At 37.8% G+C, this 20,386-nt stretch carries 6 protein-coding genes; all 6 read right to left on the bottom strand.

Going from position 1 to position 20,386, the window contains the following annotated elements; genetic code table 11:
- Positions 1-993, bottom strand: a complete 993-nt coding sequence (locus M4I44_RS10465) for a TauD/TfdA family dioxygenase (RefSeq protein WP_249967245.1) — start codon at positions 991-993, stop codon at positions 1-3.
- A 178-nt stretch (positions 994-1,171) separates the two neighbouring features.
- On the bottom strand, positions 1,172-5,962 hold the full coding sequence (locus M4I44_RS10460; RefSeq protein WP_249967244.1) for a non-ribosomal peptide synthetase: 4,791 nt from the start codon (positions 5,960-5,962) through the stop codon (positions 1,172-1,174).
- 79 nt (positions 5,963-6,041) lie between these two features.
- Entirely contained in the window at positions 6,042-7,307 is a 1,266-nt protein-coding gene (locus M4I44_RS10455) for a condensation domain-containing protein (RefSeq protein ID WP_249967243.1), read from the bottom strand.
- Between the two features lie 46 nt (positions 7,308-7,353).
- The gene (locus tag M4I44_RS10450; protein WP_249967242.1) at positions 7,354-18,474 is read right to left on the bottom strand and encodes a non-ribosomal peptide synthetase; all 11,121 of its coding nucleotides are present in this window, start codon (positions 18,472-18,474) and stop codon (positions 7,354-7,356) included.
- Between the two features lie 258 nt (positions 18,475-18,732).
- On the bottom strand, positions 18,733-19,266 hold the full coding sequence (locus M4I44_RS10445) for a UpxY family transcription antiterminator (RefSeq protein WP_017495544.1): 534 nt from the start codon (positions 19,264-19,266) through the stop codon (positions 18,733-18,735).
- Between the two features lie 251 nt (positions 19,267-19,517).
- Complete coding sequence (locus M4I44_RS10440) at positions 19,518-20,204, bottom strand: hypothetical protein (RefSeq protein WP_249967238.1); 687 nt, start codon at positions 20,202-20,204, stop codon at positions 19,518-19,520.
- Positions 20,205-20,386: the final 182 nt, after the last annotated feature.

Genomic DNA, 20,386 nt, shown 5'->3' with positions numbered 1-20,386 from the left:
TTAAAATAAGGAGGCTATAATTTGTCTGCTGCCTTCATAAGGGCTTCTTCCGTGCGACATCAGCATGTTGTCCAGGAATAATACATCTCCTTTTTCCCAAGGGAATAAAACGGTAGCTTTTTGATAGGCTGCTCTGATTTCTTCGATTTCTTCTTTCGAGATTTCGGTTCCGTCTCCGTAGAAGGTGTTGTTTGGAAGTTGATCTTCTGAATTTACCAGATCAAAAAAGGAGGCTTCCAAGGCATATTTGTTAAAAAAGTAAGCGTGATTGAACCAAACTGAATCTCCTGTAGCCGGGTGTTCCCAAATTGCTTTTTTAGTCCATGTTAAAACTAAGTTGGTATCGCTTTTCCATTCAAATGAAATGCCTTGTTCGTTGCAGGTTTTCTCTACTTCTTTTTGGTCTTCGGTCTGAAAAACTTCTTTCCAGGACAAACCATAAGCTTCGTTGAGGTTTCTCACGTATTTCACTCCTTTTTCCAAAAACTTAGTTCTTGTTTTTCCGCTTAAATATTCTAGTACTTTTTTGTTATCGGCTATCGGAGTTTCACCTTGTTTGTCGGCCGGATCGATACAGCAAAACACAATATTGCTTGGATGAACGGGCGCATAGGAGCTTTCGCTATGCATTTCTATCGAATATTCTTTAGGATAAGTTGTCGTGTGGTACACGTTCTTTCCAACTGAATATCGAGGTGATGATCTTAAATTATATTCAAGAGGAGTATCAGCATATAATTTGCTGAAGTTCTCAAATTTTTCAACAGTGTTAATATGAAATCCTCTAAAAAGTAGGGCACCGTAAGTATTTACTTTTTCCTGAAATTCAGCTCTGTTCTGAGCTACCCAGTCGTTTAACTGCATTCCGACTGCCGATGGTTTAACTACCAATGGAAATCCTGCCTGACCCGGCCATACTGAATAGTCAACTTGTGCAACATCGGTTACTTTTTGAGCTTTAATCCCTTTTAATTTTTGTATACTATTGATCATAATTTTATTTTTTAGAATACAGCTTTTGACTGTAGTGTTTGTAATCAAAATATTTAGTTCGTAAGATTCAGAGTTTCACCAATCAGGTCGAACCAAAAATGATCTAACCTGATTCGCGGCTCTGTACTCTAATTTGAAAAAGAATTTTATCGCTGTAAATGCGATAAGCTAAAGGCTTTTATTTTTTAACCAGTTTAAATTTATTAGCATTAAGGCTTCTCAGGATTTGCTTGGTTTCTTTCTGGAAATCAATATCATCTATCCTTTCTGCTCTGTTTTCTAAAAGCTGTGACAATAAATACTTAAAGTCGTTCATCAGGATTTCGATAAAACTTTGATTGTACAAATCGGTGTTGTAATTAATGTTATAGTACAGGTGATTTCCTATTTCTTTAACATTAATAAGCATGTCCAGTTTTGATCCTTTTTGATCCTGAACCACAATCTGATCCGTCTCTTCCTGTGTAAGCAGTAAATCTTTATTATTTTCTGCTGCTCCCGTATTGTGATAGGATATCATAATATCGTACAAAGGATTACGGCTGGTATCTCCTTTTATGGTTAAATCGTCCAGCAAGTTATCGAACGGATACATTTGATGTTTCATATTCTCAAACATGGCTTCTTTAACCTTATCAAATATCTGATCAAAATTGTCCTCCGGATTGATTTGATTGCGGATCACAATATTGTTAAAGTAAAGCCCGATTTGATTTTCAAGATCTACATGATCTCTGCCCATAACCGGTGACCCTATGCTAATATCTTTCTGATTGGTATATCTGTAAAACAATATGTTCCAAACCGCTACTACTCCTGTAAATAAGGTTCCTCCTTTTGTTTTACAGTAAGTTTCAAATTTTCTGGTGACCGTATCAGAAAGAAATGTTCTTAACGTTTGTCCATTATTGGTCATCACTTTTGGTCTTGCTTTCTGACTAGGAAAATCTAATACTCCTCTGTCTCCGGAAAGCGTTTGCAGCCAGTATTTTTTGTGGGGATCAAAAGCATTGTTTTCCAATTGCTGCTTTTGCCATACCGCAAAATCTTTGTACTGGATAGACAGGACCGGAAGCGAAGGCACCGTGTTATTTTTGAATGCGTTGTAAAATGCCAGTACGTCTCTCTTTAAGATGTTTATGGAAACTCCGTCTCCGATAATGTGATGCATGTTATAATAAAAAACATGTTTCTGATCGGATACCTGCAGTAATGCTATTCTTAACAAAGGCCCTTCTGCAAGGTTAAAAGGCTGTAAAGTATCCTGCAGTATATAATCTGCTACAGCATTTTCAATATTTGCCTCTCCTCTGAAATCCTCTTCCTGGATGGTAAAGTCAATTTCTGAAGGGGTAATAATCCATTGTCTGACCTCAGCATTTTCTCCTTCTTTGAATATGGTACGCAACGTTTCATGACGCTCGATAACAGCATCAATAGCCTTCTTTAAAAGCGGAATATCGTATCCTTCTAAAGTAAGCTGCGCAGGCATATTGTAGGAAGTATTATTTTCTCCCGACTGACTCAGCACCCACATGCGATACTGACCGCTCGAAAGCGGATAATTCGCTTGTTTAGCGACAGGGGTGATTTTTTCGATTTCATTGCTTTCAGCTGCAGCACCAAATAATAGTGGACAATGTTCCTCGATTGTTTTGTTGACAAATAAATCTCTAAGTTCTAACTTGATTCCGTACTCTTTATGGTATCGGGTAATAAGTCTTGTCAGTTTTAAACTGTGTCCCCCAAACTCGAAGAAATTATCGGTAACTCCTATACGTTCTCTGTCTAAAATTTCTTTCCAGATGGTTACCAACTGCTCTTCATTAGTATTGCGCGGCGCAACATAACCGCTGGCATCTGTTCCTTGTGATGCCAGTTTTGGCAAAGCTTTTTTATTTACTTTTCCATTAGAAGTCAGTGGCATTTCATCCAGAGGGATGCATAAAGTAGGCACCATATATTTAGGAAGACTTTCTAAAAGATATCCTTTAAAATCTTCCAGTGTATAATTGTCTTTAAGGACTACATAAGCGACTAATTCTTTCGAATAAAACTGATCTTCATGTACAATAACCGCGGCATGATTGGCATATGGGCAGATGTTTAAGGCTGCTTCTACTTCGCCAAGTTCGATTCTGAATCCTCTGATTTTTATCTGTTTATCGTTTCTTCCCAAATATTCTATATCTCCGCTTGAAAGTCGTTTTGCAACGTCTCCGGTTTTATAGAGACGTTCTCCAGGATTGAATGGATTAGTCATGAATCGTTCTTTTGAAAGTTCAGGACGATTTAAATATCCTCTTGAAACTCCGGCTCCTGAAACAAACAATTCTCCGGCAACTCCCATGGGTACTAATTCCATATTTTCATCCAGAATATAGCAGCTCATTGTTGGGATTGGTCTTCCGATATCGCTTACATTAAGGTTAATTTCACGTGTTCCGATCTCTTTAAAGGTTACGTGCACCGTTGTTTCGGTAATACCGTACATATTGATCAGAGCACAATCCGGATATTGAGCCGCCCATGGTTTAAGAACTCCCGGTGTAAGCGCCTCACCTCCAAATATTACATAACGTACTTTCAAAGGATGTTTTTTGTCGATTACCTGCTCTTGTAAAGCATTGAATGCAGAAGGGGTCTGATTCAATACGGTTACTTCCTGCTCCGCTAAAAGATCTGCAAATGCTTCTGTATCTTTTGCAACCAGCTCAGGAACAATCACCAGTCTGCCTCCGTATAACAAGGCACCAAATATTTCCCAAACCGAAAAGTCAAAACTATAAGAATGGAACAGGCACCATACGTCTTTTTCGTCAAAATCAAACAAAGGTTTTTCCGTAAAGAAAAGTCGCACTACGTTGCCGTGTTCAATCATTACCCCTTTAGGCACTCCGGTAGTTCCTGATGTGTAAATAACATAAGCCAGGTTGTCTAAAGGTAAGTCCAACTCTAAATTGGTCGCTTCATAAGCAGAAAGAAATGTATCTGCATGATCTAAATTTACCAGCTGAACAGGAATATCCAGTTTTACGGTTTCACTGCTTTTTGTGCTGACAAGTACTATATTTGACTTACTGTCATTTAGTATAAAACTGATACGCTCCGTTGGATATTCAGGATCAATAGGCACATACGCTCCGCCCGCTTTTAAGATTCCAAGTATTCCGATGATCATCTCAAAAGAGCGGTTGATACACATTCCTACCATGACTTCCGGACCTACACCCTGCTCTTGTAAGTATCTGGAAAGCTGATTTGCTTTTTCGTTCAATACTTTATAGGTCATGTGTTTACCGTCTATAGTCAAAGCAACGGCGTCGGGAGTTTTTGCCGCTTTTTCTTCAAAAATCTCTACTATATTCTGATCTGCCGGATAATCTACTTCAGAGGCGTTGTAAGCTTTGGTAAGCACTTCGATTTCTGCTGCACCCAGCATATTGAAATCTCCTATTGTAGTAAACTGCTCTTCGGCCATTTGACACAAGGCTGTTCTGAAATGTTCTGTAATCATCTGAACAAAAGCAGCCTCCATTATCGAACTGTTGAATGTAAAATCGATAACCAGTCTGTCTTTCAGCATAGGCTGAATCGAAAGTAAATAGTTGTTGTTTTCTTTTACATTTACACTCTCTATTTCTAAAACCGGTTTTTGCTTGCTGTCACTGCTTTTAGACGGATAGTTGGTAAACGATAATAAAGTATCAAAACAATCTCCTTTTATTTCGTTCCATTGCTGAATTTTATTAAGAGACGTATGTTGGAAATTCCTAGCCGTTACAGATGTTTTCTGAAGCATGGCCAGGAAATCAGTTATCGTTTGATTCTGATCTATTTTTGCTCTTAACGGAATGGTATTGATATACAATCCTACTTTGCTGTCGTAATTGAGTTCAGCCGGACGTCCGGAAACGGTAACACCGTACACAATATCTTTAAACCCTGTGTATTTTGACAATAAAATAGCCCAAACCGCCTGTGTTAAAGTATTAGGGGTAACATGCTGTGCTTTAGAAAAATCATTTATTTTTTGCGTTAATTCCGCATCAAAATCAATGGTAATGCGCTCGTATTTTCCTTTTCCTTTGTTACGTTCGTGTAATGCTTTACAGAAAGGCAGTAATGAAGGTTCGTTAAAGTCCTGCATATAATTCTGCCAGAATTCTTTTTCTTCAAAGGCATCTATCGCTTTGATATAATTGATAAAATCTTCGTATCGGTCTTCTTCCTGTGCCTCAGGTTCTACACCGTGCATTAAATTTGTGTACGCACGTATCACTTCCTGAATGATCACTTGTCCGGACCATCCGTCCCATAATACGTGATGTTTCGTCCATATCATTTTATAGGTACTCTCTCCAAACTTAGCCAGCGTGATACGCATTAGAGGCGGATTTGTAAAACTAAAATCTTCAAATCGGTCTTCGTCTTTTAGTTTTTTAAAGGTTATGTCCTTCTCCTCATCAGTACTGTTGGTTAAATCAATCAATCGTAAAGGAACTTCTACCTCCTTGTTTACAAACTGAATCGGAATATTTACTTTGTCGTAAATAAAACCGGTTCTCAGAATGGTATGATTGTTAATGACATGCTGCCAGGCTTTTTTAAAGCGAACTACATCCAGTTTAGACGAAAAAGTAACGTCAAACTGGGTATGATAAGTGGTATTTTCTTTTGCTCCGGTACTGTACAAATAGGTACTGTGAAATAAAATCCCTTCCTGAACAGGGCTTAATCCGTACATAGAAGAAATGTTTTTTCGGTCCAGTTTAAAATCTTCTTTCTTTAAATAAGCAATAATATCGGCTTTGTTTTCTTTAATGAACGAAGTTATGTCCTGACGTTCGGTGATAATCTTAATATCAGAAGGTGTAAGTTTTCCTTCTTTTCCCAATAAAACTAAATCCTGTCCGTTAATTTTAAGCTGAAATCCAAGGTCTTTTAAGTTTTTTATGAATTTTTCCATGATTTTAAAAATATTTTCTTGTAACGTAGTCACTCTTTGCTGTTAATATGAAATAATACGGTGCGTTATCGAATGGTAATCAGAATACGGCAATTCCTCTTAAGGTATCTTCGTGTTCCGTAGCCATTGTAAGGATACTTTCTATGCTTTCTAAAAAGGAAGTGATGGTTTCAGCTTTAAAATAAAGATCATTGTAGGTGAGTATAAAGTCAAAACTATTTTCTCTTTCCTGTACTAAAAGATTAAGATCGTATTTTCCTAATCCCTGATTTTTATAGTTAAAAGGTTTTCCTTCTTCTTCTGTAACAGCATCGTATCGGTCGTATAAATACAAAACATCAAAAAGTGCTGTTCTGCTCATGTCTTTTTTAGGATTGATTTCTACAACCAGCTTGTCAAATGGAATTTCTTTATTGTTGTATGCTGTCTGCCAGGTATTGGCAACCACTGTACAGGCATCGGCTAGTGTTGTGTTTTTGTCCAGTACAGATCGCAACACTACCAGATTTTCTATAGGTCCCACCGTTGATTCTGTAAGATGGTTGCGCATGTTCATCAAGGTACCGATCACGATATCCGAAAGTCCTGAAAACTGAGCCAAAGCCATCTTATAAGCAGCCAAAGTCACCATTTGCGGACTAGTGCCATTAACTGCTGCAAAGGATTGTAAACCATCTTTATTAAAAGAAAAAGAACTCGTTGCAGTTTGATAAATATGAACCGGAACGCGTTCTGAATCCGTAGGAAGATACAGTACCTGATTATCGGTTAACTGTTTTCTCCAAAAAGCAACCAAGCTTTCTGTTTCGTAAGGATCGACAGCTTGTTCCCATTCTGAAAAATCTTTGTATTGCATAGTAAATCCTAAAGAATCTTCTGGACTCGAAACGAAACTTAAAAAATCTTCTTTGAGAATCTTAAGACTATAACGGTCTGCCACTACATGATGAAGTACAAATAGTATCCTGATCTGATTTTCCAAACGTTCAAAATAGGCTTTTACCAATACTCCATTTTCAAAATCAAAGGATATTTTGCGTAATTCTTCCTGATTTTCTTTCAGATTAAGCTGTTCTTTAAGCAGCTTTTTTATATCCGTTTCTTCAGGGGTTGTTATGACTTGAAAAATCTGATCACCCTCTCTTACGATTTTGGTTCTTAAAACATCATGACGGTTGATCAATTGTGTAAAGGCACGATAAATTTCTTCGGTACTTACCTCTTTTTCTATTGTAAAACTCAATGGTATATTATGGTAAACTGGTCCTCCTTCGTAGAGATAATCTCTTTCGAAATGGTCGATGAACCACATCCTTTGCTGGTGATAGGATACAGGTAATTTCATATGTTATGGTATTAAATAGTGATAGTTATTAGGGTTCGTTATGAATTTAGAATCTTAGCACACTTTCATCCTGAGATTCTTCGGCAATTTCAGATTCAAACAGAGCATCAAACTCTTTAAAATCTAATGAATCGCTTAATCCAAAATCGGAAGGAGTTAGTTCTCGGTCTTCTTTACTAATACAGTGTTCGATAAGCTGGGTTAAATATTCTACATACTTATCAGCCAGATTCTGAACGGTTTCTGATTGGTATTGTGCTTCGGAGTAATCCCAGGAAATTCTAAGTTCATTGGCCACAATAATGGCTTTTACAATAAATTTTTCTTCCAGTATAGAAGTTGGACTGATATGATCTCCCGCATATTCCGGAGCTGATGAAAAGACTGCACTTTGATTCAGCACATTATCGATCTGTCCCAAATAATTAAAGACAACATCCCATCCGCAATCTTTTAAAGAATGGCGTATTTCTTCAGACGAGTGTAAATAACGTAAACAACCGTAGCCCATTCCTTTGGTTGGAATCCTGCGCAATGCTTCTTTCACCGATTTAACAATATCGCCTTCCGTTTCGGCATTTTCTTTTGACAGGATCACCGGATATTTATTGGTAAACCATCCTGTAGTACCGCTAACATCAATGTCTTTCAGTACATTTTCTCTTCCGTGGCCTTCAAATCCCAATGCCAGTCGTTTTGTTCCCAGAACATCTTCAAAAGTCATTTGAAGTGCGCTTAACATCAAATCGTTGATTTCTGTATTATAAGCTGAATTGGCATCTTTCAACAGGTGTTTGGTATATTCCTGATTTAGAATTCCGATCTGAGTTTTCTTTGTCTGTCTGGTAGGTTTATTGGCCGAAAAATCGGTTGGAAGCGGCGTATAGTCGCTATTAATTTGCTGCCAGTACTCTAACTGAGATTCTATTTCTTCGGTCTCTGCAAAGTTTTTCAACTTATTGATCCAGTCTCTGAACGAATTGTTTTTATTTTCCAGATACAGCTTTTCGTCTGTTGTTTCTTCTGTCAGCAGTGTTTCCAGATCATCGATGATAAACCTCCAGGAAACTCCGTCTACCGCTAAGTGATGTGATACCATGAAAAATCGGTTGTAGGGTACAGCGTCCGGTGTTTCAATAAGAACAAAACGCGCTAAATCTCCTTTTTCAATATCCAGTGATTGTTGGTATTTTGCACAAATTGCCGTCACAGCTTCTGCAACATTCTTTTCGTCATCGATCGTTTCTGTTCGATAGAAATTAACCGATTCTCTGTAAAACTGTTTCCATTCTTCCTGTCCCTGAACGACCTCTTTTTTGTATATTGATCGAAGTGAATCATGGCGTTTGGCTATTAATTCAACTGTTTTTTCGAGTTTTTCTTTCGGGATCTTTTTATCGATGCTCAATAAAACGGCCTGATTGAAATGTGACAATACGGCTTCATTTCTTTCAAAAAACCATTGCTGAATTGGGGATAGAGGTACTTCTCCCTCTAAAATTCCCTGCTCGGCAGTACTAAACTCTTTGCTATTTCGTTCTGCAGCAACCGCCAGTTCTGCAATCGTTTGATAGTCAAACAAATCCTGAACCTGAACCTGATAACCTTTTTTCTTGGCACGGCTTACTACCTGAATGACAATGATAGAGTCACCTCCGAGTTCAAAGAAATTATCCGTCACTCCTATTTCGTCAACATTAAGCAGGTTTTGCCAAATGGTAACCAAATCCTCTTCTGCTTTTGTGGTTGGTGCGACATAAGTACGTCCCGTTGCAGCTGTAGGCTCCGGCAATGCTTTTCTGTCGATTTTTCCGTTTGAAGTAAGCGGCATCTGATCCAGTACAACATACACCTGAGGAACCATATAATCCGGAACAACTCCTGATAGATAGGTTTTCAAATCAGATTCTGAATACCCTTCTTCAACAACCAGATAACTTACCAATCGTTTAACTCCTGAAGCATCTTCTCTAAAAGAAACTTCATTCTGTACAACACCAGGATACCCTTGTATCACACGACTGATTTCTTTTAACTCTACACGGTATCCACGAATCTTGACCTGATCGTCTACACGGCCTAAAAATTCGATTTCTCCCAATGAATTTCTGCGAACTAAGTCTCCCGTTCTGTATAAAACAGCGCTTTTACCTGCTGCAAATGGGTTGGCAATAAATTTCTCCTGCGTTAAATCTTCACGATTCAGATAACCTTTCGAGATTCCTTTACCTCCCAGTAATAATTCTCCTGAGACTCCAATTGGACATAAAGACATATCACTGCTTACAATATAAGCTTCACTGTCTGAGAACAACTTCCCAACCGGAATGGTAACGTAATCAAAAGCAGGATCTACTTTGTGAAGTAATTTTCCAATCGTACTCTCGGTAGGACCGTAATGATTTACAATCATCACATTTGAATCTTGTGCCGCGATCTCTTTTACATAAGACACCTGAAGTACGTCTCCTCCAAATATTATAGTACGTGCCGGCAATAACAAATCAGTATCGATGCGTAAAGCCTGCCAGTGACTTGGTACTATTTTGATACAATCAATTGGGTTGGCGTTAAAATACGCTTGTAATTTAACCCCATCCATTAAAGTATCTTTATTGAATAAGTGCAAACATCCTCCGCTTAATAGAGAACCATACAATACAGTATTCCCTAAATCGGCAGAAAGTGAAGACATTAAGCCGAAACTTTTGTTGGCACTGATCGAAATCTTAGCTTCTAATCCTTCGTAATAATCTACCAAATTCTTGTGACTTACCTGAACTCCTTTTGGCTGACCTGTGGTTCCTGATGTGTACACCACATAAGCAGTAGTCTCCTCTGTTGCCAATGTTGAGAACGTAACCTCCTGCGGAAGTGCCTGGATATCGGCATACTGAATATCGATAGAAAATACCGGAACTGAAAAATCAATTACATCAAATAAACTGCCGGATTCGATCAACAAACATTTTACATTGGCTTCCTGTACCATGTACAACTGACGCTCTTTTGGTAAGGAAAGATCAATTGGAACATAACCTGCTCCTGATTTTAAAATAGATACCATCGCCAATAAAGACCAGTTTGAAGTATCCATCATCATGGCGATCAAATCCCCCTGTTTTAAATCATACGTTTGTTGATAGTAATACGCCAATTTGGTAGAAGCTTCATCCAGCTCCTTGTACGTCATACGGCTATCATTATAAACAAATGCCAAAGCATCCGGAGTTTTGGCTACCTGCGCTTCAAAGTGAGATAATACCGTTCCTTTTCCTGATAATACATACTCAGGGGTGTTATAATCAACTAAAAGTGCCTGCTCTTCTTCGGCGCTAAGCATGGCCAGATTTCCTATTGATGAGGTATCGTCTGCTAAAATAGTGTCCAGCAAATTCTCGTAATGAGATCGGAAACCTGTAATCGTAAACGAATTGAAAAGTGCGCTGCAATAGTTGAATGAGAAAGAAATTCCTTCCGGACTGTCTTCTGCAAAAATGGTCAGATCAAACTTCGAAATGTCATAATCCATTGGTACAGCCTCAATCGTAATATCACTAAATTCAGCAATTTTAGCTTCCGGATTGTTGTTTAAAACAAACAATACCTGGAATAAAGAACTTCTGCTTTTGTCTCTGGCTTTCTCTACACGATCGACTACTTTTTCAAACGGAACTGCGATATGATTGTACGCTTCTAAAGTGGTTTGTTTTACCGATTTCAGCACTTCATTAAATGTTGGATTACCGGATAAATCAGTACGTAGTGCCAAAGTGTTGACAAAAAATCCAATCATCGATTCTAATTCCTGCTGCGGACGATTGGCTACTGTAGTTCCAACACAGATATCGGACTGACCGCTGTAACGGTACAACGCTACTTTGTAAACACTCAGCAATAACATAAATAAGGTTACGCCCTCTTCTTTGGCATAAGCTCGTAAAGCCTCACTGCGATCGCGATCTAATTTAAAGTTTATGTAGTCTCCTATACTGCTTTGAACAGCCGGTCTTGCATAATCTGTTGGAAGTGCAGAAGGTGCTACTCCTGTTAATTTAGACTCCCAATACTCTAATTTCTCCGCCAGATAATCTCCGGAAACCTCAGAACGCTGCCAGACTGAATAGTCGGTGTATTGGAAACTAAGAGCTGGCAATACCGCCTCTTTTCCTTCTGCATAGGAAGCATATAATGTTTTAAATTCATTAACGATAAGTGATGTCGACCATCCGTCTGTTGCGATATGATGACGAACCAATAATAAAATATGCTCTTCCTCTGATACCTTGATAATTGTAGCACGTAACATATAATCTTTAGACAGATCAAAAGAACGGCTTATTTCGTCTTTGATAAAAGCTTTCTGATCGGCTACAGAAGTAAGAACATTAAGATTCCAATGCTCTGAAGACTGAACTTTTTGATACGCTATTCCTTCTTTTTCTAAGTAAATAGTACGCAATGCCTCATGACGCTCTACAATTGTTTTTAAAGCTTGTGATAAATAATCAGTATTAAGAGCTCCTTTTAAGTTTAATAATACCGGTACGTGATAATTCTCACTTCCTTTTAATTTATCAATAAACCATAAACGTTCCTGAGCATAAGACAATGGAATGTCTGCCGGCAAGTCTTGTTTGACAACCAAAGGAAGTGCAAGCGTATTGTCCTGACTTTCGATAAAAGAAGCCAAAGCAGCAATATTAGTATGATCGAATATATCGGTAATATTGATGGCTACATTAAGTGTCGTTTTAATCGCTGATAGTAAACGAACGGCAAGCAAAGAATGTCCTCCCAATTCAAAGAAATCATCCGTAACTCCTATCTGTCCTACATTCAATAAATCCTGCCAGATCGCAACCAGACCTTTTTCGGTTTCCGTTTCAGCTGCAACATATACACGTCCTTCTGTAACTGTAGGCTCCGGCAATGCTTTTCTGTCGATCTTTCCGTTTGAAGTAAGCGGCATCTGATCCAGTACAACATAGACCTGAGGAACCATATAATCCGGAACAACTCCTGAAAGATAGGTTTTCAAATCAGCCTCTGAATACCCTTCTTCAACAACCAGATAACTTACCAATCGTTTAACTCCTGTAGCGTCTTCTTTGAATAAAACCTCATTCTGTACAATTCCGGAATACCCCTGAATTACACGACTGATTTCTTTTAATTCTACACGGTATCCACGAATCTTCACCTGATCGTCTACACGGCCTAAAAATTCGATTTCTCCCAATGAATTTCTGCGAACTAAGTCTCCCGTTCTATATAAAACAGCGCTTTTACCTGCTGCGAATGGGTTGGCAATAAATTTCTCCTGCGTTAAATCTTCACGATTCAGATAACCTTTCGAGATTCCTTTACCTCCCAGTAATAATTCTCCTGAGACTCCAATTGGACATAACGACATATCACTGCTTACGATATAAGCTTCACTGTCTGAGAACAACTTCCCAACCGGAATGGTAACGTAATCAAAAGCTGGATCTACCTGGTGCAATAATTTTCCAATCGTACTCTCGGTAGGACCGTAATGGTTTACAATCATCACATTTGAATCTTGTGCTGCGATCTCTTTTACATAAGACACCTGAAGTACGTCTCCTCCAAATATTAAAGTACGTGCCGGCAGCAATAACTTGTTATTTATGCTCAGCGCCTGCCAGTGGCTTGGTACTATTTTGATACAATCAATTGGGTTGGCGTTAAAGTACGCTTGTAATTTAACCCCATCCATTAAAGTATCTTTATTGAATAAGTGCAAACAGCCTCCGCTTAATAAAGAACCGTACAATACGGTATTTCCTAAATCGGCAGAAAGTGAAGACATTAAGCCGAAGCTTTTGTTAGCACTGATCGAAATCTTAGCCTCTAATCCTTCGTAATAGTCTACCAAATTCTTGTGACTTACCTGAACTCCTTTTGGCTGACCCGTGGTTCCTGAAGTGTACACCACATAAGCTGTAGTATCTTCTGTTGCCAATGTTGAGAAGGTAACCTCCTGCGGAAGTGCCTGGATATCGGCATACTGAATATCGATAGAAAATACAGGAACTGAAAAATCAATTACATCAAATAAACTCGAAGATTCAATAAGCAAACATTTTACATTGGCTTCCTGTACCATGTACAACTGACGCTCTTTTGGTAAGGAAAGGTCAATCGGAACATAACCTGCTCCTGATTTTAGAATGGATACCATCGCCAATAAAGACCAATTTGAAGTATCCATCATCATGGCGATCAAGTCACCCTGTTTTAAATCATACGTTTGTTGATAGTAATACGCCAATTTGGTAGCAGCTTCATCCAGCTCCTTGTACGTCATACGGCTATCATTATAGACAAATGCAATCGCATCCGGAGTTTTGGCTACCTGCGCTTCAAAGTGAGATAATACCGTTCCTTTTCCTGATAATGCATACTCAGGTGTGTTATACTCTACTAAAAGTGCCTGCTCTTCTTCGGCGCTAAGCATGGCCAAATTTCCTATAGCTGAGGTACCGTTTTCTAAGATAGCAGTTAATAAGTTCTCATAATGTGATCTTAAACCTGACACTGTTGCAGCACTGAAAAGATCTGTACAATAGTTGAATGAAAAAGAGATTCCTTCCGCGCTGTCTTCTGCAAAAATGGTCAGATCGTATTTGGCAATATTATAATTCATTGCCATTGGTTCGATGGTAATATCACTAAATTCAGCAACTTTTGCCTCCGGGTTGTTGTTTAAAACAAACAATACCTGGAACAAAGAACTTCTGCTTTTGTCTCTTGTTTTCTCTACACGGTCTACTACTTTTTCAAACGGAACTGCGATATGATTGTACGCTTCTAAAGTGGTTTGTTTTACCGATTTCAGAACTTCATTAAACGACGGATTACCGGATAAATCAGTGCGAAGGGCTAAAGCATTGACAAAGAATCCAATCATCGATTCTAACTCCTGCTGCGGACGATTGGCAACTGTGGTTCCGATACAAATATCAGACTGACCGCTGTAACGGTACAATAATACTTTGTAAACACCCGATAATAGCATGAATAAGGTTACGCCCTGCTCTTTCGCATAAGCACGTAAAGCCTCACTTTGATCGCTGTCTAACTTTAAACTGATATGGTTCCCGCGACTGCTTTGAACAGCCGGTCTTGCATAATCTGTTGGAAGTGCAGAAGGTGCTACTCCTGTTAATTTAGACTCCCAATACTCTAATTTTTCTGCCAATACCTCTTCCGACAACTCGGTACGCTGCCAAACGGAATAGTCTGTATATTGAAAGTTTAACGCTGGTAAATTAGCTTCTTTTCCTGTTGCATAGGAAGCGTATAATTCTTTGAATTCTTTAACGATTATAGATTCAGACCATCCGTCTGTTGCAATATGATGGCGTACCAATACTAAAATATGTTCTGCATCTGATACCTTGATAATCGTAGCACGTAACATATAATCTTTCGATAAATCAAATGGTTTGTTTATCTCTTCGGCTGTAAATTCTTTATAATCTGCGACACCCGAAACAACATTCAACTCCCAACGGTCTGAGGATTGTACCACCTGATAAGCAACACCTTCTTTTTCTATAAATATAGTACGGAGTGCCTCATGACGCTCTACAATTGTTTTTAAAGCTTGTGAAAGATAGTCGGTATTAAGAGTTCCTTTTAGCGTTAATACCGTAGGCATATGATAATGTTCACTGCCTTTTAATTTATCAATAAACCATAAACGTTCCTGAGCATACGACAATGGAATATCTGCAGGTAAGTCTTGTTTACTTACCAAAGAAAATGTTGAAACAGTATCTTGTTTTTCTATAAAAGAAGCCAGCTCTGAGATCGTCGGATTACCGAATATGTTTGTAATGGTAAGGCCAACGTTCATTACTTTCTTTATTGCCGATATTAAACGTACTGCTAATAAGGAATGTCCTCCCAGTTCAAAGAAATTATCGGTAATACCAATTTGCGCTACATTTAGCAGATTCTGCCAGATCGCCACCAATTCCTCTTCTGTTTTTGTTCCTGGCGCTACATATTCATATTCCCTGCTAAATGTTGGATCCGGTAATGCTTTTCTGTTTACTTTACCATTTGATGTCAATGGAATTTCATCCAGTTGTACCATTATTCCCGGAATCATATACCCTGGAATGTGTTCTTTTAGATAAGCAATAAGATCTTCTTTTGTTTTATTCTCTTTAAAAACGACATAGGCTACCAATTCATTTACTCCGTAAGCATCTTCTTTAGCAATAACAACTCCCTGATGTACAAACGGACAGCTGTTGATAACGGTATCCAATTCTCCCAATTCAATTCTGTACCCTCTGATTTTTACCTGGCTGTCTTCTCTTCCCAAATATTCTATAGTACCATCCTGAAGCCACTTTGCATTATCACCGGTTCTGTATAATTTTCCTTCCCCAAAAGGATTTTGCACAAATCGGTAAGCATTAAGTTCAGGAAGATTGATGTACTCTCTGGCTACCTGAACACCACCTATGTACAGTTCTCCTGTAACACCTTTAGGCTGTATGTTCATTTCGCTGTCCAGAATATAAATCTGAGTGTTTGCCACGGGAACTCCTATCGTAACACGTTTTAAATCTACCGCATTAAAAGGAACAATCCAGCTTGTCACATCGATCGAAGCCTCTGTAGGTCCGTATAAATTGCTCAAAACAACATTTGGCAATACTTTTTGAAAGTCTTCTACCTGGCTTATTTTTAAAGCCTCTCCACTACATACCACATTTTTCAGACTGCTGCATTTAGAAACATCAATATCCAGTAAAAATGCACTTAACATAGAAGGTACAAAGTGAATCATTGTTACCCCGTGTGCTGCAATCAACTCTCTTAAATAATCGCTGTCTTTATGTCCTTCCGGTTTTGGAATTACTAATTTACACCCTGCCAATAATGGAAGGAAGAACTCCCAAACCGATACATCAAAACAGAAAGTAGTTTTTTGTATCAATACATCGTTAGCCGTTAAATTATAATACTCCTTCGCCCATAACAGACGGTTCACCAAACCTCTTTGTTCGTTCACAACTCCTTTAGGATTTCCCGTAGATCCTGAAGTGTAAATTACATAAGCCGCATTTGTAACCGGTATTGCTACAGCTAGATTAGTTTTGGACTGATTGACAAGTACTGAATCCTGTTGATCAAGATTAAGTATCGTAGTACCTTCCAGAAAATTAACTTTGTTGATACTGTCGTTATTTACCAATACCACTTCTGCTTTAGTATCTTTAATAATGTACTCTATTCTTTCAACCGGGTAATGAGGATCAATAGGTGCATAAGCTCCTCCGGATTTCATAATACCCAACATTCCAATAACCATTTCAAAAGAACGTTCCATACACAATCCTACTATAGATTCTGTTGTAGCATTGATACTGCGTAAATAATGAGCCACCTGATTGGCTTTTTCATTTAAAGCTGCATAAGTCATTTCTTCTCCTTCAAAAGCCAAAGCAACTCCTTCCGGATTATTAGCAACTTGTTCTTCAATGAGGTCTATAAGCGTAAGATCAACAGGGTAATTCGTTGCCGTAGCATTAAAATCCTGCACTAATTCTTTTTCTTCTTCCTGACTGATGTAGGTTAGTTTTCCAATAGGAGTTTCCGGTTGAAATAATACTTCTTCCAGAATTTGTTTATAGTGTCGTATTAATCCTTCGATCATTTGATGTTCGTACACCTCGGTATTATAAGCAACATCTAAAACCAGGTGCTCTCCGGCTTCTCTGAAATTAAGCTCTACATCAAATTTTGAAACTGTTTCTCCTAAATCAAGAATTGCATCGGTTTTTGATGTTGGTATTTCGATCGTCACCTCATTTGCTGATGTATTCTGAAGCACTAACAAAACATCAAACACACTGCTTCTTCCTGCATCTCTTTTAATGTTTAAGTTTTCTACTAAACTGTCAAAAGGATACATTTGATGGTTAAACGCCTCCAGTGTCTGCTCTTTAATTCGCTTATAAATTGAAGTAAAATTCTCCTCGGCCTCCACGGTATTGCGCAAGGCAAGAGTATTTACATAAAAACCAATCTGATTGGCTAAATCTGCATGGTCACGTCCTGCAACCGGACTACCTATAATAATATCTGTATCTGAGGTATATTTATGAAACAGAACATTGATCGTGGTTAGTAAACTAATAAAAGTACTGCCATTGTTCTCTTTTGTAAAATGCTGAAGCATCGCTGTTGTTTCCTTAGAAATATAAGCTCTTAAGCTTCTTCCTTTATGTGTTTTCACAGAAGGACGACGTTTTTCTGAAGGAAGATCCAGGATTGGTAACTCTCCTGAAAGACTTTCCATCCAATACGCTTTATCCTTGGTAGAAACCGCTGAATTTATCTGTACTGCCTGCCAGTTTGCATAATCTTTATATTGAATGGCAAGAGGTGCAAGATCAGGAGTAATCCCTTTTACAAAAGACTCATAAAATGCAAATACATCTTTTGATAATACATTCATCGACCAGCCATCACCTATAATGTGGTGCATGTTGTAATAAAAAACATAAGTATCCTCTTCAGTCTGTAATAAACTTAGACGAAATAATGGTCCTTTTTCTAAATCAAACGGAACGAATGAATCTTCTTTGATATAACCGGATACACTGGCATCTTTATCTGCAACATTTCTGAAATCAACATAAGACAGCCCGAAGTTTACGTCTGTTGTTGGCTGCACGTACTGTCTCACATCACCGTTTTCATCCATTTTGAAAGTAGTACGCAAGATCTCGTGACGCTCTATAGTAGCGATTATCGCTTTTTGAAAGTATCCTATATCATAATTACCTTTTAAAATGGTACGCATAGGCATATTGTACACCTCAGACCCTCCTTCAAACTGGCTCAAAGTCCAAAGACGGCGCTGTCCGGCCGATACTTCGTAACTTTCAGATTCAGAAACTGCAGAAATTGACTCAAAATTAAATTTTGCACTGTTTTTACTGCTTTTAAGTAAGGCGATAAGACGATCTTTATTGGTTGAAATATCATTTTTATCCTCTGCAGTAAGAGCTGCTGTATTTCCTGTTACTCTTAAATTTTCTTCTGAATCATCAAGAAAAATTTGTACTTCTTTATGGGATAAGCCGGTAATTATTGATTTGATATCTTTCATCGTAATAGTGTTTTCTAAATGCTTTATTTTTGAATTAATAACTGATATATTTAAAATAACCTATGTACAACACCAAACACATTGTTCTAAAAGACAATGTGTTGTGATGATTTACCAGGTAGTAAAACTAGATTTTGATGTGTAAAAAAGGATTGAGATAAGAGATCTTTTACACTTTATAACAAGTACAAAAATCACTTTAATGATTAGCTCCATTATATAGGAGGCGATAATCTAATTGAAAAGAAAATCTAAAACCTATGCCTTTGCAAAGACGTTTTCTTCCGGATTGGATAGATACGACAAAGGTATTATCGCTGATATATTCTGGCGCAATGAACTTAATCGTACGCTGATTCTGTGCTGATTGTCGACTCTGAAAACTTCACATTCCAAACCTGATAGTTCGCCATGCTCGATTTTAAGTTTATCGCCTATTTTTGGCAGTGCCGATTCGACTTGAACATCGGTGATGTCTTTTCCCTGGGTGAAGAGTTTGATATAAGCGATTTCTTCTTCGGAAACTTTGCCGTATTCTTTGCCGAAAGACAAGTAGGAACAACCGCTCTCTACATTTAAAGCATCATGAAAGTCTTTGTTGTTTTTAATGTTTACAAAAACATAACTGGGAAATAAGGGAATTTCAATTTTCTTAGTTCGGTCACTCCATTGTCTAATGCTGGTGGCCATAGGTAAAAAAGCTTCTAATTTTTTTTCCATTAATTCTTTGTAGACTTTACTTTCATGTCTGTACTTGACGTAAAGAACATGCCAACCTTGTTTTCGATCCATATTATTTGGTTTTTTTCGTCACCGGGCATAGCTGCGCTATTACCAGTCACATGGTTATTTTTTTTAGATACGTTTTTTGGTTTAATAGCTTTACCTTTTTTACTCTAAAGTAATTTTGGTAATAATGTTTTTGTTGGAACTCTCAAGGTAAATTTTGATGCCTTTTGAGTGTGGTGTAAAAATCTGAAAGTTGTGAATCCAACTACTTATTTTTACTGAAGTAAATTTACAATATAGGTTTTCAAATGCTACTACACCAAAGTGTAGTTCAATTGGTTAGCGTTAAATACTACCTTATTGGGTAGTTTATCGTTTACAGAAGAAAGCTCAAAATCTTCCGGTGTAACCAAATGTTTGTTCTCGTTGTAGAAAGTAATAAGACCATTATAGGACATCGATACAGGTATTGTTTCTGATCCCAGGTATTCGATTGATTTGCCCACAATTTTTGCTTTGATGCCCATTAGGGTTAATACGCGAAGCAGTTTGGCATCGATTTCGGCGAAGGCCATATTGTCTTTGTGTTTGCAAACCGGTGCAATGGCACAAACCAATAGTTTTTTTAGCAGGTTAACATCACGAACGCCTTTTTTAATGGCAAAACGTCCAATGTGCCAGATTTCATTGATGGCATCTCCTTCTGCACATAAGAAAGGATTGATACCAAACATTTTTTGAATAGGAAGCGGGGTAATGAAGTCCCATTTTAAAACTCTGATGGTACCGGTAAAGTCTCCCAATTCATTTTTAAATGCGAATATTTTGGAGTTTTCAAGGAAGTTCATTTCTTCTTTGTAAACGGCATCAATATCTTTTTGATAGTGGCCCGGAAAAACTTCATTAGAATGGTGATTGAAGTTTTCTGTGACTACAAATTTAGACATACGAAAGATGTCATTTTGACTAATTGCTGTGTGGTTGTTTTTGGCGAGTTTCATAGTATTTGTTTTCTCCAAAACTATCACCACAATTTACGCTTCATATTACACAAAATACTAGTTTACAGTATTTTAATCAAAAACTACCCTTAAGTGTAGTTTTTAAAAATGAACTTTAAAAGAAAAAAAACGACCAAAAACCCAAATATCATTTTTATTGAAATGAAGTTAAATTCGTATAG

This window comes from Flavobacterium sp. B183 (assembly GCF_023539155.1).
Taxonomy (GTDB): Bacteria; Bacteroidota; Bacteroidia; order Flavobacteriales; family Flavobacteriaceae; genus Flavobacterium; species Flavobacterium tructae.
This window is presented reverse-complemented; position numbering and strand designations above follow the sequence as displayed.

Bases quoted from the DNA above. Each gene is read 5' to 3' on its own strand.
- M4I44_RS10440 (WP_249967238.1), bottom strand. From the start codon at position 20,204: ATGAAACTCGCCAAAAACAACCACACAGCAATTAGTCAAAATGACATC.
- M4I44_RS10465 (WP_249967245.1), bottom strand. From the start codon at position 993: ATGATCAATAGTATACAAAAATTAAAAGGGATTAAAGCTCAAAAAGTA.
- M4I44_RS10455 (WP_249967243.1), bottom strand. From the start codon at position 7,307: ATGAAATTACCTGTATCCTATCACCAGCAAAGGATGTGGTTCATCGAC.
- M4I44_RS10445 (WP_017495544.1), bottom strand. From the start codon at position 19,266: ATGGATCGAAAACAAGGTTGGCATGTTCTTTACGTCAAGTACAGACAT.
- M4I44_RS10460 (WP_249967244.1), bottom strand. From the start codon at position 5,962: ATGGAAAAATTCATAAAAAACTTAAAAGACCTTGGATTTCAGCTTAAA.
- M4I44_RS10450 (WP_249967242.1), bottom strand. From the start codon at position 18,474: ATGAAAGATATCAAATCAATAATTACCGGCTTATCCCATAAAGAAGTA.